The organism is Capsulimonas corticalis (genome assembly GCF_003574315.2).
Classification (GTDB): Bacteria; Armatimonadota; Armatimonadia; order Armatimonadales; family Capsulimonadaceae; genus Capsulimonas; species Capsulimonas corticalis.
Genome location: NZ_AP025739.1, coordinates 7,032,067 through 7,056,336 on the forward strand (window position 1 = coordinate 7,032,067; position 24,270 = coordinate 7,056,336).

Annotated in this window: 27 protein-coding genes; 11 read left to right on the plus strand and 16 right to left on the minus strand. The window is 59.0% G+C overall.

Going from position 1 to position 24,270, the window contains the following annotated elements; all coding sequences use genetic code 11:
- Positions 1 to 16: 16 nt before the first annotated feature.
- Positions 17 to 637, minus strand: coding sequence for a DUF1003 domain-containing protein (locus tag D5261_RS30605; protein WP_218025585.1), 621 nt, complete (start codon positions 635 to 637; stop codon positions 17 to 19).
- Positions 638 to 825: 188 nt separating this feature from the next.
- A complete protein-coding gene (locus D5261_RS30610) occupies positions 826 to 1,998 on the minus strand; it encodes an ATP-binding protein (RefSeq protein ID WP_165864211.1) in 1,173 nt (390 codons plus the stop codon).
- A gap of 202 nt (positions 1,999 to 2,200) precedes the next feature.
- Between D5261_RS30610 and D5261_RS30615 the strand changes: the two genes are divergently transcribed.
- Entirely contained in the window at positions 2,201 to 2,722 is a 522-nt protein-coding gene (locus D5261_RS30615) for a DUF4864 domain-containing protein (RefSeq protein ID WP_119321573.1), read from the plus strand.
- 62 nt (positions 2,723 to 2,784) lie between these two features.
- On the opposite strand, the gene ilvA is transcribed toward D5261_RS30615, so the two are convergent.
- Complete coding sequence (ilvA, locus tag D5261_RS30620) at positions 2,785 to 3,999, minus strand: threonine ammonia-lyase (protein WP_119321574.1); 1,215 nt, start codon at positions 3,997 to 3,999, stop codon at positions 2,785 to 2,787.
- An 80-nt stretch (positions 4,000 to 4,079) separates the two neighbouring features.
- Here ilvA and D5261_RS30625 point away from each other — a divergent pair, with 80 nt between their 5' ends.
- The 5 genes from D5261_RS30625 to D5261_RS30645 all read left to right on the plus strand — a co-directional run bounded on the left by D5261_RS30625 (position 4,080) and on the right by D5261_RS30645 (position 7,718).
- Positions 4,080 to 4,784, plus strand: coding sequence for a Dph6-related ATP pyrophosphatase (locus D5261_RS30625; RefSeq protein WP_119321575.1), 705 nt, complete (start codon positions 4,080 to 4,082; stop codon positions 4,782 to 4,784).
- Positions 4,785 to 4,878: 94 nt separating this feature from the next.
- On the plus strand, positions 4,879 to 5,619 hold the full coding sequence (locus tag D5261_RS30630; RefSeq protein ID WP_119321576.1) for an SIMPL domain-containing protein: 741 nt from the start codon (positions 4,879 to 4,881) through the stop codon (positions 5,617 to 5,619).
- 85 nt (positions 5,620 to 5,704) lie between these two features.
- The gene (locus D5261_RS30635) at positions 5,705 to 6,295 is read left to right on the plus strand and encodes a DUF4202 domain-containing protein (RefSeq protein WP_119321577.1); all 591 of its coding nucleotides are present in this window, start codon (positions 5,705 to 5,707) and stop codon (positions 6,293 to 6,295) included.
- Between the two features lie 218 nt (positions 6,296 to 6,513).
- Positions 6,514 to 7,050 carry a cupin domain-containing protein gene (locus D5261_RS30640; RefSeq protein ID WP_119321578.1) on the plus strand — a complete coding sequence of 179 codons (537 nt, stop codon included), beginning with the start codon at positions 6,514 to 6,516 and terminating at the stop codon, positions 7,048 to 7,050.
- Between the two features lie 11 nt (positions 7,051 to 7,061).
- Positions 7,062 to 7,718, plus strand: coding sequence for a hydrolase (locus tag D5261_RS30645; RefSeq protein WP_119321579.1), 657 nt, complete (start codon positions 7,062 to 7,064; stop codon positions 7,716 to 7,718).
- Positions 7,719 to 7,792: 74 nt separating this feature from the next.
- Here D5261_RS30645 and D5261_RS30650 read toward each other — a convergent pair whose 3' ends face one another.
- The 4 genes from D5261_RS30650 to D5261_RS30665 form a co-directional block, all read right to left on the minus strand.
- Complete coding sequence (locus D5261_RS30650) at positions 7,793 to 9,484, minus strand: ATP-binding protein (RefSeq protein WP_119321580.1); 1,692 nt, start codon at positions 9,482 to 9,484, stop codon at positions 7,793 to 7,795.
- 209 nt (positions 9,485 to 9,693) lie between these two features.
- Positions 9,694 to 10,305 carry an RBBP9/YdeN family alpha/beta hydrolase gene (locus D5261_RS30655; RefSeq protein ID WP_165864212.1) on the minus strand — a complete coding sequence of 204 codons (612 nt, stop codon included), beginning with the start codon at positions 10,303 to 10,305 and terminating at the stop codon, positions 9,694 to 9,696.
- Positions 10,306 to 10,387: 82 nt separating this feature from the next.
- Positions 10,388 to 11,005 (minus strand): RBBP9/YdeN family alpha/beta hydrolase, encoded by a 618-nt coding sequence (locus D5261_RS30660; protein WP_125205989.1) that lies wholly within the window; start codon positions 11,003 to 11,005, stop codon positions 10,388 to 10,390.
- A gap of 11 nt (positions 11,006 to 11,016) precedes the next feature.
- On the minus strand, positions 11,017 to 12,066 hold the full coding sequence (locus tag D5261_RS30665; protein WP_119321877.1) for a spore photoproduct lyase family protein: 1,050 nt from the start codon (positions 12,064 to 12,066) through the stop codon (positions 11,017 to 11,019).
- A gap of 163 nt (positions 12,067 to 12,229) precedes the next feature.
- Between D5261_RS30665 and ybiA the strand changes: the two genes are divergently transcribed.
- The 3 genes from ybiA to D5261_RS30680 all read left to right on the plus strand — a co-directional run bounded on the left by ybiA (position 12,230) and on the right by D5261_RS30680 (position 13,847).
- Positions 12,230 to 12,667: a riboflavin biosynthesis intermediates N-glycosidase gene (gene ybiA / locus D5261_RS30670; RefSeq protein ID WP_119321583.1), complete on the plus strand. Its 438-nt coding sequence runs from the start codon at positions 12,230 to 12,232 to the stop codon at positions 12,665 to 12,667.
- A gap of 337 nt (positions 12,668 to 13,004) precedes the next feature.
- Positions 13,005 to 13,136, plus strand: a complete 132-nt coding sequence (locus tag D5261_RS30675; protein ID WP_301002359.1) for a hypothetical protein — start codon at positions 13,005 to 13,007, stop codon at positions 13,134 to 13,136.
- Between the two features lie 180 nt (positions 13,137 to 13,316).
- Complete coding sequence (locus tag D5261_RS30680) at positions 13,317 to 13,847, plus strand: NAD(P)H-dependent oxidoreductase (RefSeq protein ID WP_119321584.1); 531 nt, start codon at positions 13,317 to 13,319, stop codon at positions 13,845 to 13,847.
- A 78-nt stretch (positions 13,848 to 13,925) separates the two neighbouring features.
- On the opposite strand, the gene D5261_RS30685 is transcribed toward D5261_RS30680, so the two are convergent.
- The 9 genes from D5261_RS30685 to D5261_RS30725 form a co-directional block, all read right to left on the minus strand.
- A complete protein-coding gene (locus D5261_RS30685) occupies positions 13,926 to 15,155 on the minus strand; it encodes a PP2C family protein-serine/threonine phosphatase (RefSeq protein ID WP_119321585.1) in 1,230 nt (409 codons plus the stop codon).
- Complete coding sequence (locus D5261_RS30690; protein WP_119321586.1) at positions 15,152 to 16,696, minus strand: ATPase domain-containing protein; 1,545 nt, start codon at positions 16,694 to 16,696, stop codon at positions 15,152 to 15,154. The genes D5261_RS30685 and D5261_RS30690 overlap by 4 nt, the downstream gene beginning before the upstream one ends.
- A 151-nt stretch (positions 16,697 to 16,847) precedes the next feature.
- Positions 16,848 to 17,375, minus strand: a complete 528-nt coding sequence (locus D5261_RS30695) for a DinB family protein (RefSeq protein ID WP_301002360.1) — start codon at positions 17,373 to 17,375, stop codon at positions 16,848 to 16,850.
- 475 nt (positions 17,376 to 17,850) lie between these two features.
- The gene (locus D5261_RS30700) at positions 17,851 to 18,267 is read right to left on the minus strand and encodes a contact-dependent growth inhibition system immunity protein (RefSeq protein WP_125205990.1); all 417 of its coding nucleotides are present in this window, start codon (positions 18,265 to 18,267) and stop codon (positions 17,851 to 17,853) included.
- Positions 18,268 to 18,311: 44 nt separating this feature from the next.
- A complete protein-coding gene (locus tag D5261_RS30705; RefSeq protein ID WP_119321590.1) occupies positions 18,312 to 18,752 on the minus strand; it encodes a hypothetical protein in 441 nt (146 codons plus the stop codon).
- Positions 18,753 to 18,969: 217 nt separating this feature from the next.
- Positions 18,970 to 19,926 carry an acetamidase/formamidase family protein gene (locus tag D5261_RS30710; RefSeq protein WP_119321591.1) on the minus strand — a complete coding sequence of 319 codons (957 nt, stop codon included), beginning with the start codon at positions 19,924 to 19,926 and terminating at the stop codon, positions 18,970 to 18,972.
- Positions 19,927 to 20,062: 136 nt separating this feature from the next.
- Positions 20,063 to 20,548 (minus strand): aminotransferase class I/II-fold pyridoxal phosphate-dependent enzyme, encoded by a 486-nt coding sequence (locus tag D5261_RS30715; RefSeq protein ID WP_119321592.1) that lies wholly within the window; start codon positions 20,546 to 20,548, stop codon positions 20,063 to 20,065.
- Between the two features lie 233 nt (positions 20,549 to 20,781).
- On the minus strand, positions 20,782 to 21,993 hold the full coding sequence (locus D5261_RS30720) for an ImmA/IrrE family metallo-endopeptidase (RefSeq protein WP_125205991.1): 1,212 nt from the start codon (positions 21,991 to 21,993) through the stop codon (positions 20,782 to 20,784).
- A gap of 48 nt (positions 21,994 to 22,041) precedes the next feature.
- Complete coding sequence (locus D5261_RS30725) at positions 22,042 to 22,581, minus strand: RNA polymerase sigma factor (RefSeq protein WP_165864214.1); 540 nt, start codon at positions 22,579 to 22,581, stop codon at positions 22,042 to 22,044.
- A 191-nt stretch (positions 22,582 to 22,772) separates the two neighbouring features.
- On the opposite strand from D5261_RS30725, the gene D5261_RS30730 reads away from it, so the two are divergent.
- Positions 22,773 to 23,543: a hypothetical protein gene (locus D5261_RS30730; RefSeq protein ID WP_125205992.1), complete on the plus strand. Its 771-nt coding sequence runs from the start codon at positions 22,773 to 22,775 to the stop codon at positions 23,541 to 23,543.
- Complete coding sequence (locus D5261_RS30735) at positions 23,537 to 24,055, plus strand: hypothetical protein (RefSeq protein WP_125205993.1); 519 nt, start codon at positions 23,537 to 23,539, stop codon at positions 24,053 to 24,055. The genes D5261_RS30730 and D5261_RS30735 overlap by 7 nt, the downstream gene beginning before the upstream one ends.
- The last annotated feature ends 215 nt before the right edge of the window (positions 24,056 to 24,270 follow it).

The window sequence follows — 24,270 nt, forward strand, 5'->3', positions numbered from 1 at the left end:
CGTCCGAGCAGCGATTCTAGATATTCTCGCCTCCATCGGTTTTAGGGTCCAGCGAGGCAAGTCGATCGGCTAAGCCGATTTCCGCTTTAATCGCTCTCATCTCCTCGTCTGAAACGCGGCACTCGAGGTGCTTCATCAGTTGAAGAATCAGATCCGTGTTGTGCTCCAAATGCCGCAGGACCGCCATAACTTCCTTCTCGGCCTTTTGATTGATCTCAAAGTCCAGCTCCGCGCGCGTCTCACTGTGTCGCCCTTGAATGTTCTGACCAACCATGATCAGCGGCATGAGCAAAATCTGAATGACGTTGCTGATGAGCAAGTAAGCGACGAACGCGGGAAAGGGATCGAACGCTTTCCAGTGCAGGGATGAGACTTCCGAGGCCAGTATGTTGTACCCTGTCCACAGCACCGTCCACGTGAAGATAACCATGAAGAAGCCCATGGAGCCGACCTTGTCGGTGATCTTGATGGCGAGCTTATCCAAAGGGCTGAGCGCGTTCTCATGCTCCGTATTGGCGTTCTTGACAGGAGGATGATCGTGCGTAAAGTGTGGCAATCGCAGGTGTTCGAACACTCCGGCGGCGTGCATGAGCGGTCCGTCACTGTTCGAAGCGGCTTCGGGATCGATTGTAGTCATGGCGGTTCCTTTTGACGAGAGAGGCGTTAGAGCGCATCGATTGGCCCGGTGTGGCGGGCCCAATGAACGATACAGCGCAGCCAAGCACGCAAAAGTTCGGTTGTTTGGAAATAAGCAGGCGCCGCCGGATAAGCCAGCGGCGCGAGGCGATCGCGGATCCGGCGGCGCGTTAACGCCGCCGGATGCAATTAAACGGCGACGGGTTCGGCCGGGACCTGGGCGGGCTGGATCGTGAGCACGATCGTGGTTCCGGAGCGGCTGGTCAGCAGATCGAGACGGCTGGCCATATTCAGCATCAGCGAAAAGCCCTGGCCTTCCGCCCCCGCCGTGCTGTAACCTTGCGCCAGCGCCGTGCGCGGCAATTGCGAAAGGCGAACGCCTTCCCCATGATCGACCACCCAGATTTGCAGCGTGGAGCTGTCGGCCCGCAGCGTCAGCTCGCCGTCGGAGCCGTGCACGATCGCGTTCATGGCGGCTTCGCCAACCGCGGTTTGAACGGCGTCCAGGGCTTCGTCGCTGAAGCGCCGGTCGCGCCCCGCCTCCACCGCGCGGCGGCGCGCGTGGGCGAGCGTTTCGCGCGAAAGCGAGATCGGCGGCTCGACCAGCGGCAGGGGCCTGGGCAGATCGTCCAGCGTATCGCAGAGGTTCAGCCGGTTGCGGGTGGCGCTGAGCAGCATATCGCGCAGAAACTGATGCTTGGCCGCCGCATCCTCGCGCATTCCGGCCAGTCCATCCGTAATATCCTGCCCCTTAATGAAGGCGGGAAAGCGCGATGCATTCACCAGCACCGCAAAACCGACGTCCGCCGTGACCATTGTCCAGGGAACATTCAGCGGATACGTGAGCTTCCAATACGAAACTCCTTCAAGAAAGTGCCCGACCGCGCAGGAAAAGAAGATAAAAGGAACGAAGATGCCTAGGAGACGCTGAAACCAGACTTGACGCGAAACGACGAGAGTAAAGGTCATGACGATGGCGTCTCCAACCAGCAGCGCCACAAAGGGCTGAAAGTGGTAGACGCAAAAGAAGTCCAGCAGGAACGACGCGATTACGTATACGGCGCCGTAAAGCAGGTCGCGGCGATGGGTGGTGTCCGAGGCGGCGGCGCGCACGATGTGATAGGTCATGCTGGCGAAGACGCCGGCGTACGCGAGACCGATCTCGATATGCCCCACGCTCCAGATCCGCGCGAGGTTGGGATTCACGAGCACGCATCGCTGCATGATTTCGTTGTGGCTGAGCTGCCGCGTCAGCGTCAGCCAGAGCAGGCTGTAGGCGACGCCCAGCAGAAGCAGAGGAATAACCCAGGGCATTCCCGAGCGCCGGGATGGGTTAGGAGCGCTCTGAACGGCGGAAGACATAATGGCGATCATCCCCCTTGAATGCGGGACCGCCATGACTCCGCGGAAGATCCGATCGGTCAAGACGGCTGAAACAGAATCGTCGGGAGCCACTGACGGTGGCGCCCGACCGTTCTCATTGTTCCATGAGCAGTCGAAGAAATACAGGGATATTTACGGGGAAAGCGCGTACTCCAGCAATGAGGCGCGGGGGTGAGCAAGTATGAAACCGCGAGCAATCGCCGCAGCGGCGTTTGTGGCCGTGATGCTGATTTGCGGCGGCTACGTTCTGCGCCAGTGGCAGGTCAAACATCCGCCTCGTCTGCCGGGCATGCAGGATCGTGATTTTCGCGATGGAAGGGACGGACGCGACTGGCGCGGCGGGGCGGGCAACTGGCGGGAGGCAAGGCCGGAGGAGCGCAAGGCGGCGATGGCGTGCGTCGACGGGCAATTGGACGCATTCCGAAAGGACGATTACCCCAAGGCCATCTCTTATCAGAGCGAGATCCTGCGGCCACAATTTCGGTCGGCGACGCAGTTTCGGAATATGATCATCCATTTCTACCCGGAGTTCAGCAATGCGCGGAAGGTCGACTATGGGCGCGCCTTCACGGACGGAAGCGGACGCCTGCTCGCCATTCGTGTGGACCTGACCGGCGCGAACGGGCGCCATGTTTCCGCCCGTTACCGGTTGATCAAAGAAAAGAACACTTACCGCGTCATGGGCGTGGACGACGGGCATTAAGCCAGTCGCATACCGTAAACCAATCGCATTCCGTCCATGGAGCCGCCCCATGGACGGCGAAGTTACAGCAGGGTCTCCACCGGATAACCATCGCCGCGCAGGGCTGTGAGGATCCGTTCGCGATGGGCGCGGTCCCGCACTTCGATCAGCAGCTCGATGCGCGTTTTGCCGAGCGAAATGTGCGGGCTCAGGCGATTATGGCTGACGGTAATGACGTTGCCGCGCTCGACGGCGACAATCTCCAGCAGCCGCGCCAGCGATCCAGGCCGGTCGTCGCAGGCGGTGAACAGATGCAGGTATCGGTCGGCGCGCAGCATTTCGCGCTGGGCGATATCCGCGAGGCGCAGCGCGTCGATGTTGCCGCCGCAGAGAATCACGGCCGTTTCGCCGCGCGCGTCGGCCTTGCCCGCCAGCAGCGCCGCCAATCCCGCCGCGCCGCTCGGCTCCACGACGAGCTTTGCCCGCTCCGCCAGCAAAAGCATCGCTTCCGCCACGGCGAAGTCCGAAACGGTCACCACATCGTCGGCGTACTTGCGGATATAATCGAATGTCCGCGCCGCCGGCGACTTCACGGCGATCCCGTCGCAGATCGTGCTGACCGGCTCCTCACGCGGCAGCAGATGTCCGGCGTGAAACGAACGCGCCGCCGTGTCGGCCCCCTCGGCTTGTACGCCGATGATGCGCACGTTCGGTCGGCTTTCCTTGATCGCCAGCGCCACGCCCGCGAACAGGCCGCCGCCGCCGATCGGAACCATGACGGTCTCCACGTTCGGCAGGTCGTCCAGCAGCTCCAGGCCCAGTGTCCCCTGCCCCGCGATCACCCCATCGTCGTCATACGGCGAGATATAGACGGCGTCGTTTTCGGCGACATACCGATGGCACGCGATCGCGGATTCGTCGAAGTTCTTGCCCGCAAGGACCACTTCGGCGCCGTATCCCTCGGTCGCTTTGATCTTGGCGATGCTCGCCGTCTCGGGCATAAAGATCGTCGCCTGAACGCCCAGAAGCTGCGCGGCGAGGGCCACTCCCTGCGCGTGGTTTCCGGCGCTGACCGCCGCCACGCCGCATCGTTTCTCCGCGTCCGTCAACTGGGACAGCCGGTAATACGCGCCTCGGATCTTGAACGCCCCGGTCCGCTGAAAGTTCTCGGCTTTCAGCCGCAGCGCTACGCCGTCGGCCAGACGCTCCTCGATCGTATGGCAGGTCATCACGGGGGTGTGATGGATCACCGGGCGCACCACGGCGGCGGCTTTTTCGATATCAGACAGGTGCAGCATTCTTCTCTCCCAAAAACACCGTTGACACAACGGCGGTCGTTCCGATACAATCTGTTCGCAATCATCAAGGAGCCACGACGATGCCCAATTTTCAGCCGCGGCGCTCCTGGCCCCGCCTCCTGCTATCCTGGAGCAGCGGCAAGGACGCCGCATGGTGCCTGCATACGCTCCAGCAGTCTCAGGAGTACGAGATCGCGGGTCTGCTCACGACGATCAACTCCGAATTCGACCGAGTCGCCATGCACGCCGTCCGGCGCGCACTGCTGGAAGCGCAGGCCGAAGCCGCGGGGCTGCCGCTGCTCATCGTTCCCATCCCATGGCCCTGCGCGAACGCCGAGTACGAAGCGGCCATGGCGGCGGCGCTGCAAACGGCGCGTGACGATTGGGGCGTCACGCATATCGCGTTCGGCGACCTTTACCTGGAAGACGTGCGCGCTTACCGGGAAGCGTCTCTCGCGGACACGGGCCTGACGCCGGTCTTCCCGATTTGGGGCCGGCCGACACGCGCGCTCGCCGAGGAGATGATCGCCTCCGGGCTCCAGGCGCGGCTGACGTGTGTCGATCCGCGTCGCCTGCCCGCCGACTACGCCGGGCGGACATTCGATCTGGAACTGCTGGCGGCGCTGCCGGACGATGTCGATCCATGCGGAGAATCGGGCGAGTTTCACTCGTTCGCCTTCGCCGGTCCCATGTTCCGTTCTCCGATCGAGACGATGTTAGGCGAAGTGGTCGAGCGCGACGGCTTCGTCTTCGCGGACCTGCTGCCGGGCGGCGCCGGCGCGTAACAATCAGTTTTTATATGAACGAGGGAACCATTCGGTTCGTTCCAGCGTCTCATGAGATGCAGGACAATTTTTCGGATCACTGAAGGAGAAGCGAGTGCGAGTTTCACATATTTCCGCGTTTTTCGGCGCGGCGGCGGTCATGACGACCGGCCTTGGGGCGTCGGCGGCCCCCATTCGCGGCGGCGATCGTCTGGTCATGCAAAGCGAGGGCATCACCGCCCATGGACACGCAGAAACGAAGGTCAAGCCGGATATCCTGAAGGCCACTCTCGGCGTCACCACGATTTCCCGCAGCCAGGCGGACGCGGTGAGCGCGAACGCGACGCGCGCCAAGGCGGTTCTGGCCGCGCTGCATAGCGGCGGCGTCGCCGACAAAGACATCCAGACACAATATTATACCGTCCAGCCGCAATATGACTACAAGAAGTCTCCGGCGGTTCTCACGGGATATCAAGTCAGCAACTCGATCCAGGTCACGGTCCGCGATCTCACCAAGGGCGGCGTGATCATCGATCAAGCGACCAAGGCCGGCGCGACCGACGTCAACGACCTGACGTTCGATCTCTCGGACCGCAAAAAGGCCGAGGGCGCCGCGCTCGTCGCCGCCGTCGCCAACGCGCGCAGCAAGGCGGATCTGATGGCCGGCGCCTCCGGAGTCAGCCTCGGACGCCTGATCAGTCTCGACGAAGGAACGGCCCCGACGTTTGAGCCGGTCATGTTCAAATCGCGCGCCATGGCGGCCGATACGTCGGACACCACCCCGGTTGTCCCGCAGGAGATCGTCGTGACGGCCGACGTCACCGTGGTCTACGATATCGACGCCGGAGTCAAGTAATCTCTCACGCCGCCGCGTCCGTCCCGCGCCTTCTCATGCAGGAGAGCGCTGGGCGGACGCGGAATAAGAGTGCGGGAGAGATATTATGACCGACAACGAACGCCTGACGGCCGCGTTCGAGCGCTTCGACGCCGTGAACGCCGAAGATCCGAATCACGACATTGTGAACGGCGTGGAGCATCCGCGCGAGCTTCTGTACGCGCAGCGAATGACGCGAGAGCTCGACCGCTTCGCCCCCGACGCCTCCACCGCCCTCAAACTTGCCGCGCGCAGCCAGCACATCCAGCGCTGGGCCAGCCCCCGCGCGAGCTACCCCATGGACCGCACCGGCTACCTGCGCTGGCGCACCGACCTCAAAAAGCGCCACGCCGAACTTGCCGGCGTCATCCTCGCGGAAGTCGGCTACGACGAAGCGACCGTCGCCCGGGTGCAAAGCCTTCTCCGTAAAGAGAGCCTCACCACCGACCCCGAGATGAAGACCCTCGAAGACGTCATCTGCCTCGTCTTTCTTCAGCATTACTTCGCCGACTTCGCCGCCAAGCACGACGACGAGAAGGTGATCGACATCGTCCAAAAGACCTGGAAGAAGATGAGCGACGCCGGCCACGAGGCGGCGCTCAAGCTGGATCTGCCTCCGGACGCGCTGGCGCTGGTCGTCCGCGCGCTGGGCGGATAATCCGCTCAAGCAGCGTCGTCAAAGCAGTACAAAGGCTCGGACACCACATGGTATCCGAGCCTTTTCTCTTCCTCCCCGCCGATCCGCGACCACCCAAACCGTGGGAACGTTTTCCCCTCCAATCCCTAATGCCTCCATAATGCTCCTCCGGCGATAATCGTCAAGCTTGAAACTTCAAGCCTGACCATCGAATACGAACTCGCGATCCGGAGAACACCATGCTTCGTCGAACTCATGAGCGCCGCGCCGCTTGGTTTGGACCGTCCATCCTGCTGGCGGCCCTCACGTTATCTTCTCTTGGAGGATTCGCCCACCCTCTCTCCTCGCTGGGCCAGCTGCGGCTGACACCGGAGGAAGTGAAGTCGGCGCATTCTCTGCTGCCGTCCGAAACAGGGTCGTCAGGAGCATCGTCGGTGCGGGAGATCGTCATTCACGGCGATCCTGCAAAGCCGGGCCTCTACACGATCCTTCTGAAAGTCGGCCCCAATACGCGAATCGCCGCACATCGCCACCCCGACGATCGGATGGCGACAGTTCTTTCCGGCGTCTGGTACTTTGGCTACGGTCCCAAGTTCGACACCGCCAAACTCAAGCAGCTCCCCGCCGGAAGCGTCTACGCTGAGCCAGCCGGCGCCAACCACTTCGCCATGACGCGCGGCCCGGTGATCGTCGAAATTACCGGCTACGGTCCTTCCGGAGTCACGTACGCAACAAACGCGAACATCCCCTCGCCCCATCATTCCGCGGAACACTAAGGAAAACTATTATGGCAAGCCAGATTCGGCGCGATCCGGCCACGGACGCCCTTCTCACCCCGGAAAACGCGGCGCTCGTTCTGATCGACTATCAAGCGCCCCAGTTTAATACCGTGCGCTCCATGGACAGCGGACTGCTGCTCGCGAATGTCGTGGCGCTCGCCAAAACGGCGAAGCTCTTCGGACTGCCCATCGTTCTCTCGACGGTCGGCGTCGCGAGCGGAGCCAACCCGGACACTGTACCTACGCTTTTGGAGGCCCTGCCGGGCGTTCCATCGATCGACCGAACGAGTATCAATGCCTGGGAGGATGCGCAATTCGTCGCCGCCGTGCGAGCGACCGGCCGCAAGAAGCTGATCATGGGGGCGCTTTGGACGGAAGTCTGCCTGGCGTTTCCAGCACTGGACGCCTTGAAAGAGGGATTTGAAGTATTCGCGGTCGCCGATGCTGTGGGAGGCACGTCGATCGCGGCGCATGAAACCGCCTTGCAGCGAGTCTATCAGGCGGGAGCTCAGCCGGTCAGTTGGATTGGCGTGCTGTGTGAGCTGCAGCGCGATTGGGCGCGAACTTCCACGGCGGACGGGATGGTTCAAATCAGCAGCGAGCATGGCGGATCCTGGGGAACGGAGATCGCCCTCAAGCGATTCCTCACCCGGGGCGCCGCGTAAGCATCCCGCTGACAAAAATCGGGGGCGCGGCGGTCGATTTGACCGCCGCGCCCCCACTCTGAAGTCCTGAGAAGCTATCCCATCGGCTCCACGTAATCGTCGCCGGGCAGCGCGGGCGGATACGGGAATTTGACGAAGATCGGCTGCGGGAACTTTGGGAACTTCACCAGAAGCTGTCCCTGGGGAAGCATCGTCAGTTTGGTTTTGATCTCGTCGCTGAAGCCGGAGTAATTGGGCATCCGCATCTCGGTGCTTTCCGTACGGCCGAACATGAAGGTGGAGCTGTTCTCCACGATCTCCTTTTCGACGGAAGACGCGAACTGCTGCGCGCCGAACAGGACGAGTCCCAGACTGCGGCCCCGCGCCGTCACCTCGACAAGCTTCGTCTTCAGCGGAGTGCGATCCAGCGCCGCCGGCGCGAACTTATTCAACTCGTCCACGAACACCACCACCGCATCCAGTTCGCCCTTGCGCGTTTCCAGCTGATGCGTGATCGCCTGGATCGTCCGGCTGAACACCAGCTTCTGACCACCCTGCGAGAGCATCTGGATATCGACTACGTACATATCGCCGTGGCCGATGCGGCTCCAGGGGATATCCCGTCCGTCGCTCTCCGTCTCGATCAATCCCCGGTACATCAGCGTAAAGCGCTTCAAATGCCCCTTAAGCTTGAACCAGGTCGCCGATGTGTATCCGCGCGGCCACTCGGTTAGACCGGATGTCGAAAGCAGCTTGTCGATCCAGGTGAGCATATCCGAGTAGGTGAGAATGCGGCCGCGTTCGATCTCCTCACGGATCACGTACCAGGCGCCTTCGATATTATCGTCCCACTCGGACGCATGGAAGAGCGACGGGATATCGTCGTAGAGCATCTTCAGATCCCAGCGATAGCTCTCCGTGGGGAGCGTGCGCAGGCTCTGAGTCATATTGCGGTTTTTGGGATGCGACGGCGCGAAGAACCGCGCGTCGACAAACGCCTGGATCGGGATGTCCAGGTTTTCATAAACCTGCTGCGACCATCGGTCCTGCTGGAGCCGCGTGTTGATCTGATCGACGTAAAGCAAGTCCTTGCTTTTGACGTTCATGACCACGACGGCGATCTTTTTGCGCGTGTGCCGCTGGAGGGATTTCAACGCAAACTGGAGAGCGCTGGTCTTACAGGCCAGGCCCGAGATGCCCGAGACGCTGAGATGGGCGGCTTCCGGACCGACGAGGAAGTCCTCATCCACGCTGACCGGCGCGATGGTGCCGTCGCCGTTCTCGAAGATGCCGATGGGGATAGCGGCGCCGCTGGACGCCCAGCGTCCCTGCGCGTCCACGATGCCGAAGGCGAATTGAATGCCGCGCGGGCTCGGGAAGTAAACCCGGCAGCGCCCGATGGGACGCGTGCGCGAGGAAAGGTTGCGAATCACGGCGCAGGTGGCGACAACGACTTCCGCCTGATCGCCTCCGACAATGGCGTAAGGCTCGCCATAGTTATGGATCGCGAAGTCCGCGCTGAAGCTGTCGGCCTCGCTGTAAGAGCGCATCTCCTGAACCGTGCCGAAGGTGAGCTCTCGCCCGTCATCGGAGTAGGCGGCGATGATGCTGCCGATCTCAATCGTCCCGACTTCGACGGCGTGACGAGAGAGCCAGAAATGAAATCGTCCGGAGGTGTTGGGATCGTTCTTCGTGGAGACCGTGCGTCCGACAATACCAAACTTGACATTGACAAATGTGCTGAGGACATCCTGCTGCGTGGGAGCCGCGCTTTGTTCCGTGAGCAAGGCAAACAACCTTTCGTGCGTGGCGTGATGTTAGGCGAGTATCGTTCTTACGGAGTGATGGGGATAAACGGAGCTCCGTCGCGATCTGCTTCTATTGTATCACGGATTCTTCACGCTTGCCAGGTTGCATTTGCCGCACTTGCGACATTTCTGCCCATATTTTTCATACAAACGGCCTCCTCGCGGTCTTCGCGAGGAGGCCGCGCGGCTTATTTGTTCGTCAGCGGCGGCAGTTCTGCGCGGCCCAGCGCCCACTCCAGCGCCCAGGGCCACTCGCCGTAGCCGTAATAGGGGGAGATGTGGCCGGCGCCCGAAAGTTTTTCGATCGGGACATCCAGACCGCCGGCGTAAGCGGATGTCTGGTCGAAGGTCGCATAGTCATCGGTGTCGGAGGCGATGATAACGGTCTCCTTGCCGATCGTCGCAATCCCCGCTTTGCTGAGCGGAGGCGGGAAGAAGTTCGCGGCTCCGGGCGGCGCATCCAGCGGCGGGATCTCACGGATCACATATGGCGGCGCGACCAGCAGCACGCGCGCCGCCTGCGGACCATGGGAAAGCGTCTCCGACATCGCCGCATGGTGTATCCACAAGATCGCGCCTAGCGAATGGGCCAGGACTGTCAGCGCGGAGTCCGCCGGGATTTCATCCAGCACGGCGTGCAGCGCGGTCATCCAGGCGTCCAGGTCCGGGTTCTTGGGGTCGGGTAATGTGGGATACCGGACATCGGCGCCCGCGTTCTTGAGTCCCAGGACAAGGTGCTCCTGCCAGTGCTCAGGCTTGTTGCCTCCCCAGCCGTGCAGTACGAGAAAGACGTCGCTCATAGTATCGATACCCTTTCGAAAGGCCAAAGATTCGCCGATGGTTTCCATCCCGCGTCCAGCATACCCAATGCCCGCCCCAGATTCACTCGTTCGTATTTGGCAACGGCGGCAAAGCCGCGCGACCCAACGCCCAATCCAGCACCCAGGGCCACGCGCCGTAGCCATAAAATGGCGAGATATGCCCGGCGCCGCAAAGCAAATGAATTGGAATATCGAGCGCGGCGGCGTATGCCTGGGTCTGCGCGAATGTCGCGAAGTCATCCGTATCCGACGCCACGATCGCCGTTTCACGCCCCGCCGCCGCAATCCCGCCTGCGCTCATCGGCGGCGGATAAAACCGCGTCGTTCCTGTCGGCTGCCCCGCCAATGGAATCTCCCGCACGATATACGGCGGCGCGACCAGCAGCACTCGATCCGCCTTCGGCCCATCGTTCTCCGCGAACGCCGCCGCGTGATGCATCCACAAAATGCTTCCCAGCGAATGCGCGAAAACCGTCAGCTTCGCATCGGCGGGGATTTGCTCCAAGACGCCGCGCAGCATACGCAGCCACTCGGTAAGATCGGGATCGTCCGGCGTGGGAAACTGCGGATATCGGACATCCGCGCCCGCATTAGTCAGGTCCTGCGCGAGATGCGATTGCCAATGCCCCGGACCGCTGCCGCCCCGGCCGTGCAAAATCAGAAAGATCTGATGAGACATATTGCCCTCATTCAAAACGCATACCGCAAACGGCAATACGGCAATTTCGCGGCTAAGAGCGCCGCGAAATCGCTCACCATCCGCCCCTTCATTCCGGTCCGGTAACGCACATTGATCCCGCCCATCTCCGAGCGTTTCGGCTCCTGAAGGTCGGGACGCCAGAGCAAGTCCTCACCCCTCGGATGCCAGCCCAGATTGACGCGATGCAGTCCTTCGTTGTGAGTCAGGAAGATGCATTCGGCGGCTAGCTGGGCCTTGGCGCGCGGCGAAAGCGCGGCGTCGATTTCTTCGAACAGCTCGGCGTAGAGCGCAAGCCAGTTCTCCGTGACGATCACCGGGGAGAGGTTGAGATGGACTTCGTACCCTGCCTCCACGAAATCATTCACGGCGGCGATCCGCTCCGCCATAGGCGAGGTGCGCACGTCCACCACCCTGGCGACCGACGCCGGCATCAGGCTGAAACGGATGCGCGTTTTGCCCTGCGGGTCATAATCCAAAAGCGCGCGGTTGATGAACTTGGTGGCCCAGGTCGCTTTGGCCCCGGGCAGCGTGCGGAAGAAGGCGACTTGATCCTTGATGTTGTCCGAAAGCAGCGCATCGACGGAGCAGTCGCTGTTTTCCCCGATATCATAGACCCAGAGCTCGGGATCGGTCTGGCTGGGCTCCCACTTGAACCCCTGCGCCACCGAGTGCTTCGCGATTGCCGCATTGATTTCGTCGACGTTCACAAACAAGGTGATGGGATTGGCGAAGCCTTTATGCCGGGGGACATAACAGTACGCGCAGGCCATCGCGCAGCCGCTCGCCTGCCCCGGCGCGATAAAGTCCGCGCTGCGACCGTTCACGCGGACGGGAAGCGTCTTGCGAATGCCCAGCACGAGCGTACTGCGCTTGGTCCTCACCCACTCCCGCACCCGGCCCTCGTTCCCATAGAGGCCGGGAATGTCGCGATGGGACGCGACTTCGATTTTGCGCGCTCCGGGAAACCGATCCAGCACTTCCCGGCCCCGCGCTCTTTCGATAGCAGCGGGCTCGTAATAGATCGTCTCGATTTGCAGCATCCGCTGCGCCGCCGTCAATCGCGGGCGGCGCTCGGGCAACTCTAAGTGTGACAGTGTCACAGTATTTTCCATCTAGGCGAATGCTCGCCGGCGATTTTGTGCGGCTGCGGCTCCGCTTCGGGTAAAGTCTTGTCACATCTGTGACAAGGACTGTGACAAGACTATGCCTATCTACTTCTATTCCCAGCGAATGCTCTACGGAGAGTTCTCGAACTTCGCAAAATACGGCGTCAAAATGGACGGCGAATGGTGGCCGACCACCGAGCATTACTTCCAAGCACAGAAGTTCGTCGATCCCGATTACCGTACCCAGATTCGCAACGCCGACACGCCCAAACGCGCCGCCGAACTCGGCCGCAGCCGCCGCGTCCCCCTGCGCCCGGATTGGGAAGACGTGAAAGACGATATCATGTACGCCTGCGTGCTCAAGAAGTTCGAAACGCACCCGGAGCTTCGCGAACGATTGCTCTCGACCGGCGACGAAGAGATCATCGAAAACGCCCCCGGCGATTTCTACTGGGGCTGCGGCAAGGACGGAACCGGCAAGAACATGCTGGGCAAGATCCTCATGGACATCCGCACCGCGCTTCGCGGGGAGTAATTCACACATTCTTACCAATTTAGTGATTGGACGCCGCGTTCGGGTCGCCGTATTCTTGCGTCTCGGCGGTGGCGAAGTTGCTGACAAAGATACGCCAGCGGAATGGCTCACCGAGGTTGACGCCTTCGGCGGACATAGTTGCGGCGCGCCATGAGTTTGCTCGCTGAAGAACTCGATCGCCTGAAGTATGCGCTGTGCATCAACCCTGGCTCGGTCTCAACATTTCTCTATTATGACGCATAAACTCGCTTGGCCGGTGTGACACGTAAGCGGACTGGATATATACTCCTCAAGACAACTCCGGAAAGTTAAGGAGGACGCGGGATGAGCCAGAACATTGAAGAGATTGCACCGAGGCGACGTGCGCGCATGGAAAACCGGCGTGGGAGCTCTGGCGATTGCGGGAGCGGCGATCGCCGCCGTGCGTCATCATCAATCCGCCGTGGATTTGGAAGATGAGGATGATTGACCAAAAATTTCTCGTACTCCTTGACAATGCCCGCCGCGATCGGGATAATTGCATAAAACAATATTTACCATTCTATTACTGGTGAATATCCATAAATCAAGCTGACGAGGCGACTTGAGGCTGCGGGCGTTCTATCGGAAACGCTCGCAGCCTCGCGTATTTCTGGAGGACACGACGATTATGTACGACATCGTAATCATCTCAGGCAGCCCCTCGAATGCGTCCAATTCCCATGGCGTTCTTGGCTACACACGGCGCATCCTGGAGAGCCACGCGCTTTCCACGCATTTGATTTCCGTTCGAGACCTGCCGCTGAAGGATCTCTTGCACGCCCAGGCCGAAAGCACGGCGGTGCGCGGCCAGACAGAACTGCTCGCCCACGCCGGAGGAATCATCGTGGGCTCGCCAACGTTCCGATCTTCGTTTTCTGGCGTCCTGAAGACTTATTTGGATTTGCTGCCTGATGGGATTTTTGCGGGAAAGGCCGTGCTGCCGATCTCGAGCGCGGCGACGCTCTCGCAGATCGGCGACTTCGAGGCGGCAATCAAGCCGGTGCTGACGGACCTGGGAGCGCACAAAATCCTGCCCGGACTGACGCTGCTGGACAGCCAGATCGAATGGAGCGAAGATCGGGAGATTCGACTGCCGGACAACATTGACCACAGCCTGCACGCCGCGCTGCAGCTGCTGGCGCAAAACATTCGCAAGTAAGAGGAGACCAAATGAGAAGAACGTGGAGCGAACGAAGAAAGGAGCCGACCGGAGCGGTGCAGATCGCTCACGCGCCAGTCACCCGCCCCATCGCGCGAGCAGCAGACAAACGTCGTCCCGGAACGTTCCTCCGGAATAAGCGCGCGCGACGGCGATGATCGCCTCGCCGGAGTCCGCCAGGGAAGTTTCCAAAGGGGCGGAGTCGGCGGCGGCCATAAGCCCTTCGGGGCCGAAGAACTCGCCGCCCTGCCGCGCCTCGGTAACGCCGTCGGTCGCGAGCAGAAGCACATCGCCCGTGGACAGCGTGACGCGCCGCATTTCGTAGGATACTTTTTCCATGACGCCAATGGGGACTCCATTCGCGTCCACAGGCTCCGCCTTGCGGCCGCGCCGGATCAAAATCGGCGGCTCGGCGCCCGCCACGGCAATTTCCGCATGTCCTGTCTGGATATTGACGACGGCCAGCAGCACCGCAACCAAACGCGGGTCGTCGTTGATCTCGTCGGGACCGGCGGCCATGACGTAACGATTGAGCTGAGCCATCGCCAGCGCCGGGTCGGGCTCCTGAAGCACGATCGCGCGCAATGCGAACTTCACTTCCGCCATCTGCGACGCCGCCCGCAACCCTTTGCCGACCACATCCCCAACCACGAGCGCCACTTTGTCTCCGACCGCGAAGACATCGAAGAAATCGCCGCCGATCATCGCCTCTGTCCACGCCGGCGCGTATTGCGTCACGACTTCCAGATTGGGGAACGCATCCGGCGCGGGCGCTTTGAGCAGCGATCGCTGGAGCGTCTCCGCGATCCGGCGCTGCTGGTCCAGCAGATCCTCGCGCTCCTGCTCCAGCAAGGCAAGGTCCCGAAGGTAGGACCGCATCTCATACTGCCGTCTGCGCGAACGAAGCGACACGCGCAGGGCGCTGATAAGCGTCGCCTTTCGCAGGGGGCGCTCCAGAATGGCCGCGTTGGTGAACACGTCGATCTCCGCCAGAATGCGCCGGCTCTCCATCGTATCTCGTCCGCTGGAGGACAGGATGACGATGGGAAAATCCGACCAGGTCGGCTGCGCGGTCACGATGGCGGAAAGGGCGCTGAGCGCCGGCGGCGTTAGCGCTTCCTCGGCCAGCAGCGCCGCGCCGGCGCCCTCGGCGATCGAGGCGCACAAGGAGACCATATCCGGACAGGACTCGGCATGGAAGCCCGCCTCCTGCAAGACCGCGCATGTGGTGGCGGCGTCCCGCCCCGTGGGCGTCAGCACCAGCACGCGCTCGTCCCGCAGATGCGGGGCATGGATGTTGGCGCTCACGCGAAAGCCCCGGTCTTCTGGGTATCCCCGCCGCGATCCAGCGTCGGAACGCCAGTCAAGAGGCCACGGAACTGCGTCAAAGGCTCACTGATACAGATCCCCGGCTCGCCGCCTAAAATTAGCTCACGGATTGTCTGTTCATGCTGCCCGCTTCGCCGCTTGAACACCGACAGCGCCTTCTTGATCGCGCCGCCATACTCAAAGTAGCGGAAGAGTAGCGCCGTGTCGGCAATGTAGCTGATATCGAGCCCCGGCACAGCCGCCGCCGCCATCATTCCCGCCTGCGCCGTGATCAGCAGCGTGGTGACGCCCTGCTGGGAAAGATACGTCAGCAGTTCATGCAGCTGGAGGATCAGATAACGCTCGCCCGGCATGGCGTTGAGATAGCCGTTCAAACTGTCGATCAGCACGATCCGCGCGCCGCCCTTTTCCACGGCGTCCCGCACGCGCTGGATAAACTCGTTGGGGGCAAGCTCGGCGGGATCGATGGAGTGAATGGCGACGCATCCGTTGTCCACATACGGCTTCAAGTCCATATGCAGCAGGCGCGAACGCTGAAACAGCGTCGCCGGCGTTTCCTCAAAGAGAAACATGGCGGCGTTTTCCCCCCGCTGCGCCGCCGAGACAATATATCGCGTCGCGATAGTGGACTTGCCGCAGCCCGACGGCCCCATGAGCGCGATGCTGGCCCCACGATCCAGGCCGCCGCCCAGCAGATCATCGAGCGCCTTAACGCCGCTCGAAATCGGCTCATTGATGAACTCCGACTTATGCTCCGCCGCCACCAATCGGGGATATACGTCCAGCCCGCCCGTTCGGATCACATAGTCGTGATAGCCGCCGCGAAACCGCACGCCGCGCATCTTGGTGATACGAACCCGGTAGCGCTCGACTCCATACTCCGGGACCGTATTGTCCAGCGCGACAACGCCGTGGCAAAGGCTTTGCAGCTGGCGGTCCCCGGCGTCCGTGGTCCGGTCATCCAGAAGCAGCACCGTGCTCTTGCGTCCGACAAAATAGTGCTTCAGGGAAAGGATTTCGCGCCGATAGCGCAGCGAATCTGCCGCCAGCAGACGCAGTTCCGAAAGGCTGTCGAAGACGACGCGAGAAGGCTGCACGCGCTCGACAATGCCCAGCAGCGTACGCATCGTTTCGCCCAGCTCTAGCTCGGCGGGATGAAAGACAGTGCTTTGCGTCTGCGCCGAAAGCTGGTCTTCCTGGCTGAACTCGTGGATATCCACGCCGTCGAGAGACCAGCCGTGCGACTGCACGACGTCCTGAATCTCCTCCAGGCTCTCGGACAGCGTCACATACAGCACCCGCTCTCCGCGCCGCGCGCCTTCGAGCAAGAACTGCATCGCCAGCGTCGTCTTACCGACCCCGGGATCGCCCTGCAATAAATAGAGACGATTGCGCGGAAAGCCGCCCCCCAGCACATCGTCCAACCCCACAATACCGGACGCCGCACGATCAATCCTGCGGGCTCCGTTCGCCAAACTTGTCTGTGTCACCGCCACCCGATCCTCCTGATCTATCGCCATCGTTTTCTTCAAAAAACGACTGCGAGGTGCTGGCTAATTCATACCCATTAACAAATCAAAGCTAACAGGCGAGCAAACAAAAAATCAGAGTAAGCGCTAAGCGCCTACTCTGATTTCTGATCCCGCCGATCCATTGCCAATTTCAGCGACTTCACAAGTCGGCGAGCGGCGGCTCCGTCAAATGGCCGCCCAAATCACACAGCTCCGGCGCGGAAATCCCCTGCGCCGCCAGCATCAGGCTTAGCTGCCCGCCATGATGGATATCGTGCGACAAGATCCGCCAGATCGTCCACTGATGGGAAACGGCGTACGTTTTGCCCCAATACGTGTGCGGATAACTCTTCGCCAGATCCTCCACGGTCCAGATGCTCAGAGTCTCCTCAACCATTCCCCAGGTCATCTCCAGCCACCGCGATAGCGCCGCCGCATCCTCGGCCAAGCTCCCGACCGATGGACGCAGACGATCCAGCTCCGCGCTGCGGGGCGCATCCATCCTCAAAAACCAATCGATCCGCCCAAAGCTGATATGCTCCGCGACTTCGCCAAGCGAACGCAGACCCGGCATCGGCCGCCAAACAAGCTGCTCCCGCGTCAGCGGCGAGACAGCGTTCACCAGGCTGGTCTGATATCCATCCCACCCATCGTAAACACTCCAAAGAGAATTCGCATTCTTTTGCATGGCTTTGCCCATCGCCTCCGGCATACGCCTCAATCCCTCTCTGCCGCATCTCATCCATGCTTCCCACAAGCTTCACTTGTGGGACAAAAAGCCGCCCGGTTAACAAAAATCGGATGCATTCTGGGGATCGTTGGGGAGCACGTCATGCCATGAATAGAAACACTTTGGGCACTGCTTTGATTGAGGCCTTCGCGCCAGCGCTCCAGTTCATATCATTAACGTCGAGTGACCACAAGCATCACGACAAATAAGATCGCGGTTATAAAAGCGCAAGCGGCGAACACGAACCCGAGCGTCCAATGATGCGCGCTAAACGAAAATGCGGATACGACGGCCCAGCTGACCGCGCCGATGGCGCAGTTTCTCGTAATCATGGCGCTAATCTGCGGCTTCGTCAACTTTTTGGACGACGGACCTTGAAATGGATACATTGTTTGCAATTCCTTAACTCCGCAAAGCTCCACGGTTCAACCGACTATCGATTCCGTTGATACCTCTGCAAGTCAGTGACAACCTTATCGACTACGAATTCACGTAGCTCTTCATCGGCGGCGAGCAGATTCTCGGCTTTGAGCACGACAATATCCATGGTTTTACGGAGTTCTTGATGCTCCACCCAAAACATCTGCGGCAGAGAAAGGACGTTTCCCAAAAGATCGCCGGCATAGTAGTCGCCTTCGGCAAATGGCTCATCAATCAGCAGCATCAACGCCAAGGGAACAAGATAATCCAGGCTGATCTTCTGTCCGATCAAAACGCGCAAGTTTTCAACGGTGAAATCCTTCAAAGGCACCGTACGCAAGCGATGGCATTCCGTCACAAGATGGCTTGGGTAAGTCGGCTCTCCCCAAACTGTACCATCCAAATCTTGTAATGTCGAATTGAGAAACATAGGATTTACCGGATTCCGCGCAGCAGCCCGTCGATTTCAGCATTTCAGGCATCATGCCATGAATGCAAACATTTCGAACATTGACGCGACTGCGGCGTTCGCGCCAGAGCGCCGCATTTTGGACAGAGATTTAAGAGCTTCTGCCCATGCTTCTGCAATAACCGATCTTTCACTCTCGCAAGGAAGGCGCTGTCTCCGTCTTTAAGCATCTCTTCGATCGCTGGCTGAAGCAGTCGTTTTGCTCGGTTTTCTCCCTTGATGCGCTCACGCTTCACGGTAAAACTATAAGCGTATTGCAGCATCGCCAAGTAGTGCGCCGTTGCTCGTTCGTCCTCCGACATTAACTCCCGGCATGTCTGAAAAATGTGCCATGTCGCCGGCTCGACAGTCATCGTTGCCTCATGCAAAGTTCCCTGACTCGTGTGGCGCAGTCTTAAGAGAAAATTCTTTTCAGCATCGCGTTCATATTCGTCCGCTATTTCCATAAGTCTTCCGTTTTAAAAGCGTCGTCCCTTGACATCCTTACCCGCGCGGCAAGCCGCGCAACAACTCCGCCGCCGTCTCCAGCGTCTCTGGCTTCTTGCAATAGCAAAACCTCACCTTCGTGCGCCCAAACGCCGGATCGCGGTAGAAGCTGCTGCCGGGGATGACGGCGACGCGGCGACGCCCGGCCTTCCCACTGTGGAGGGCCGGGCGTTTTTGTTATTGCGGGTTGATGATGAGAGCGTTGTGCGGCAAGACCGCGTGTATCCCTTGCACCCCATTTACTATTTGGGTCACTCTCATGTCAACAACCAGACTCGCGAGCGCCAGCGCGTCCCGCCGTTCGAGTCCATACTGTTCCATCATCACTTCTAACATCGCTTCTAAGGCGTGGAACCCCGCTTCATCTAAATCCTCATGTAAACCAAGGGTAATGAACGCCTCTGGAGTGCGAGCACGGGGCGTCGTTATCCGCAAATCGTCCCGAATGTTGAACGTGAGTGTGACTCGTTCCATTGGACACTCAATGGCCGTGACACACACTTCCCCGTCCCCTTGCACCGCGTACCCGTCCCCGACAGAGAACAAACCACCATCCACGGCAATTGGCAAATACAGAGTGCTTCCCGCCGTCAGTTCCTTGCAGTCCAGATTACCGCCAGTCGTGCGGGGCGGTGAAGTGGAATGGAGCCCCGGTTCATCGGGCGGCATCCCCATCACGCCCATGAAGGGACGGAGTTTGACTTCATGCCCATATTGGTTGCGGCCGGTCATGTTGTCTCCGTCCAGCGCCCAAAGATGCATGATTTCTTCCCCGTCGGCCAAACCTAATCTCTGGTTGACCGGATGAGGCCAGCCGGTCGCAGAAGTCCAACCCCATGCGCCGACGGATACCTCTTGGATTCCAACTTCCAATGTCATGCCGGGCCGTGCGCCGCGTATGGCAATAGGGCCGCAGAGACAGTGACCATTGTCAGAACCGTCTGTGCGGCGCGACTCAAACTTGCGCGGCCTTTCGCTGATGTTGGTGGAACGTCGTGGCTCCACGTTCCAGGCAGCATCCAGCGTGCGGTACAGGACCGTATCGCCCGGTTCAATGATCAGGACGGGCGCAAAATCACGCGAGAACGCGCCGTGTAAAGTTTCCCGCGTTGGTTCTATCGTGTATGTGGTCATTGTTCGGCTGTCCCCTTCAGCGCGTAAGTTCGCCAAATATCATGGTTATCCACCTAGAACGTGAGACGATCAATCACCCCCGTCCGACAACTCGATTCGTGTCTAAATTTATGGGGCCATCATAGTTTCAGACGAATTATCTGCCCCGCAAGCCGCGCAGCAGCCTCGCGGCCGTCTCCAGCGTCTCCGGCTTCTTGCAATAACAAAATCTCACCTTAGTACGACCGAGCGTCGGATCGCGGTAGAAGCTGCTGCCGGGGACGACGGCGACGCCGTGTTCTTCGATCAGCCAGTGGGTGAAGGCGATGTCGTTGTCCCAGTCGAGGCCGGCGATGTCGGTCATGATGTAGTAGGCACCGTGCGGGTCGTAGACGCGGAAGCCGGTTTCGCGCAGGACGTTTGCCAGGAAGTCGCGCTTTTCTCGGTAGAGGTTGGTGAGGCGAGCGTAGTACTCGTCGGGGAAGGTCAGGGCGAGGGCGGCGCCTTCTTGCAGGGGCGCGGCGGCGCCGACGGTGAGGAAGTCGTGGACTTTGCGGATGGCGTTGGTGGCTTCGGGCGGCGCGATCAACCAGATGTTATGTACAGTTAAAGAAACGCACGTTGAAGTTCTACCCCGAGCCACCCTTGACCTCTCATAAGATTAGCAGCCCTGCAGGGAGGACCATCGTTACCAATAATCCTCCCTACGTGGCATACAAATCAAATATTACGAAAACGGCAAGTCACAAAGTACATCCTCAATCGACTTTAAATGAAATCTACCCCACTACTAGATCCTTGATTAGAGCATACACAGGGAAATAAGGCTCAATTTATCTCCTTATGCCAACACGACTAGAATCAAGCTTGCTTATTCTAATCCTTCCAAACAAGTAAAAGTAGAGTGTATACATACTCGTTGGACACACGCCGGCTTTCTTCCACAATCGTCGATTCATCGTCTATACCCTCACACCACATCTCTGCTGGCCATTCAGCTTTCGACTGACATGGCCATTCTTCATTTGCAAACAATTGGGAAGCCAATGAATCAGGATGTAGTTGTTTTGGAATGAAGGCTTGAAAGAATGGAGATCTTACCGTCCATTGTATGGCTCCCAACTTCGACACAACGAGTGCACATCCCCAATTCGATGCTCTTACTAACCGGCGAAGAGATGCAAGCAATGAGACTTCATATTCCTCACAGAGCTCATCCGCCGCCGCAAGCGAGGGAAGCGTCGCGCCAAAGTTACTCGGCAGAAGTGCAGACGGCATCAAGAGCAACGAGCTGAACACATTTGCCTGCATTTCGGCTCCAGCATCGAAGTCGTCAAGCTGGCTACTACTATCCTTGTAGAGCGCCTGCCCGGAATGAAGCACGGCATGCCCAATCTCATGTCCGAAGGTGAATCGCCGGCGGCGCTCATCTAAGACAGATGAGTTCAACAATATGATCCCGGCTTCTCCATTGGTTATAAGACAGCCGTCTAATGGGTCGAGAGGAACGTTTTGAACAATGAGGCAAAGTCGCTGGGCAAGAACGCTCAGATCTACTGGAGCGCTAAGATCGTCCATCAGGGCGATTGTTTCACCAATTTTTTTCTCTAAGGTGCTTTCCAGAAGCTTTAAATTTGCCTCATTTGTGTAAAGCAATGCTTTCGATGTTACCGTAAGTCCAGATCCACGGTTCATCACAGCACTGCCTAAAAAAGGTTTTGATGGCGCCCAGGATGCCGGTCCGAGCGTCGCGATTATCTTTTCGGCTCCATGGACGAAATCTGAGGACATCGTCGCCCACTCAGTACTAATAAGTTCGTTTATTCGGAGCACTAATCGACGTCTTACCAGCACTTGTGAAATCTTGGCAAGTGTGTCATCCAGGAGCTTATCCGAGATATGATCGTCGCAATGATACGCTACGACATTCTCAACACCATAGATTGCCTCCATGAGCCCTTCACGTTCGGTCTGAGGACATCGAGCAGCAAACTCATCGGGCTTTGGCGCCATCCGTCCGGAAAGGCGACTATCGATATACTCGTCAAGCAGCTGTGCGGCTCGTGTCTCTGGACGTTCTTTACTCACAATAATCCTCGCCAATTCACAGTATCAGCGCTTCGCTTGAGTGCCGTGCTATACCCCTTCATCACGGCGCCTCTGATAAGCTTTACGCATTATCCGCTTTTGGAAGCTTTCCGCATCAGCTGGCGTCATCGCAAGGCGCTCAGCACATTCGCGTACTGATAGGCGCTCCCAAAATCGAAGATGAATGAACTCACGCTCGGCTTCCTCAAGACAAGACACCACCTCATCTACTACAAGACGCCGATACGCCTCTTCCTGCGGATCATCTTCCGCAGATGGCTCCGGCTGTAGCTCAATATCGTCAGTGCGATGCCGACAATCAGCCCGTACCTGCTCACGCCAAACATTTCGAGCTATACCACATAGCCACGTGTAAAACGTACTATCGCCACGAAATGTGTCAATCTTCTGTACGGCGCGCAACATTGCGCCAGACAACACTTCGTCAACGGTCAGTGGAATATTCGTCAGATCCTTGCAAATAAACCCACGCACCTTGCCCATAAGGATGCGAAACTCCTCCCGGTCCGGTTGGAGTCCCTCCCTTAATTGAGCTACGACCGCTTCATCCGGATCGGCGTCGCGCATTCTGACCATGTCGTATTCTGATCCCCAATGATACGGTTCAAGCAGTTAGTGGCAAATAAGGCTTGCTTTTGCCATGAAAAAAAAATTATTGTCACGGCAATTCTGACGATCTGCGATCACTAACTCATGACGGCGAAAAACAACAGCGGGTCACCACAGCCGTCAGAAGTGTGATCCAACAGGACATAATTATGACACAAGTAGACACCATTCAGCTTATCCTTCGCGGCGAGGGAATCACCGGAAACCGCTCTATAACCCCTCTCCTGTCGGCTTTGCTCAAAGATATCATCACTGAAGCGCATATTGATTGTGGCTACAAGCGAAGTGACGATCAAGAACTCTTCGTGTTCCTTGAGTCTCGGGATGATGAAATTGATGTGCGGGAAATCCTCATCGCCGATCTCGGCATCCGTGACGGCGGCACCGTCTTTGTCCACGGATGTCGCAATATCCATGTAACTGTCGATTACAAAGGTCGCCAGCATTCGCAGCATTTCAAGCCGAATGTGCGCGTCGCCGAGCTTCTCCAGTGGGCGATCAAAGCCTTCAACCTTCCAGGCGATGAGGAAGCCGCTCTCGCTCAGAGCGAGCATGCTCCACACCTTGATCCGCACCAACATATCGGCCAGATCCACGAAGCGCCCGGATGCGACCTGAGACTTGTTCTCGTGGCGCATCAGCGGACTGCCCATCATCACGTCCGTGTTCACAATGAAGAAAATGGGAGCAACATTGAGATCCTCGCAACGGATGATACAACGATCAATATGGTCATCGCGGAGATGTACGAGAAATTTCATATCACCCCAAAGGACGATGACCGTTTGAGTTGCGAGGCGACCGGGCAAGACGTGCTTGTGTTTCGCGCCATGACACTGAAGGAGTATATTGCGGCAGGACAGTGTCATAAACTGGAATGGCTCTTCGTTGGCGGCACCGGAGGCGCACAGGAATGCTGAGTGAACCGACGCCGGTTGACCCAGAGGTGGCGGCAGCGACATTTAGCCGCCACCTGGACGCTTTTTGGCAAGGGCTTCGCGCAGACCGATCCGACTGGGAATTATATCGTATTGACGATCTCAATGTAGTAATAAAACTGTACGCCGTCCGAAGCGACGGCGTACGCGAAGACTACTATCTCAAGCTTGGAGCTAATTTTTACGATTCCTGGCCACCACTCGCCTGGTTCGTCAAGCCCAATGATTGGTCCCAGGCAGATCCTGGATCGCAATGGTGGCCGAAGCTGGCGACGACGCCAACTTGGTTCGGCCTGCATGCGAGCTACCCTTACCGAGATGGTTCACAGCGGCCACTCCTCTGCTTCACCCATTGTGCTCAGTACTACCAGACTAACCATGCTCCGGAAGAACACACTGTATGGAAGCAAGGTAGGCACACGCTTGCCATGACCGTAAACCGAGTTGCCGAAATTTTGCGCCCCCCTTATTATGCCGGGAGATCCGATATATGATATATATCTCAGAATCAACCTGGCAGACAATGCTTAAGGAGCTGGCTCGCACGAAGGGCAACGTCGAGCGCGTCGCGTTCCTTGATGGGCCTCGGCGCGGCGGCATCGGTTTTGTGACGACCGTCACTCTCCCAGATGCTATCCTAGCTCCCGGATCATATGACGTAACGCCAGCAGCAATGAGCCAAGCCGGGAAACATCTTCGCCGCTTCCAG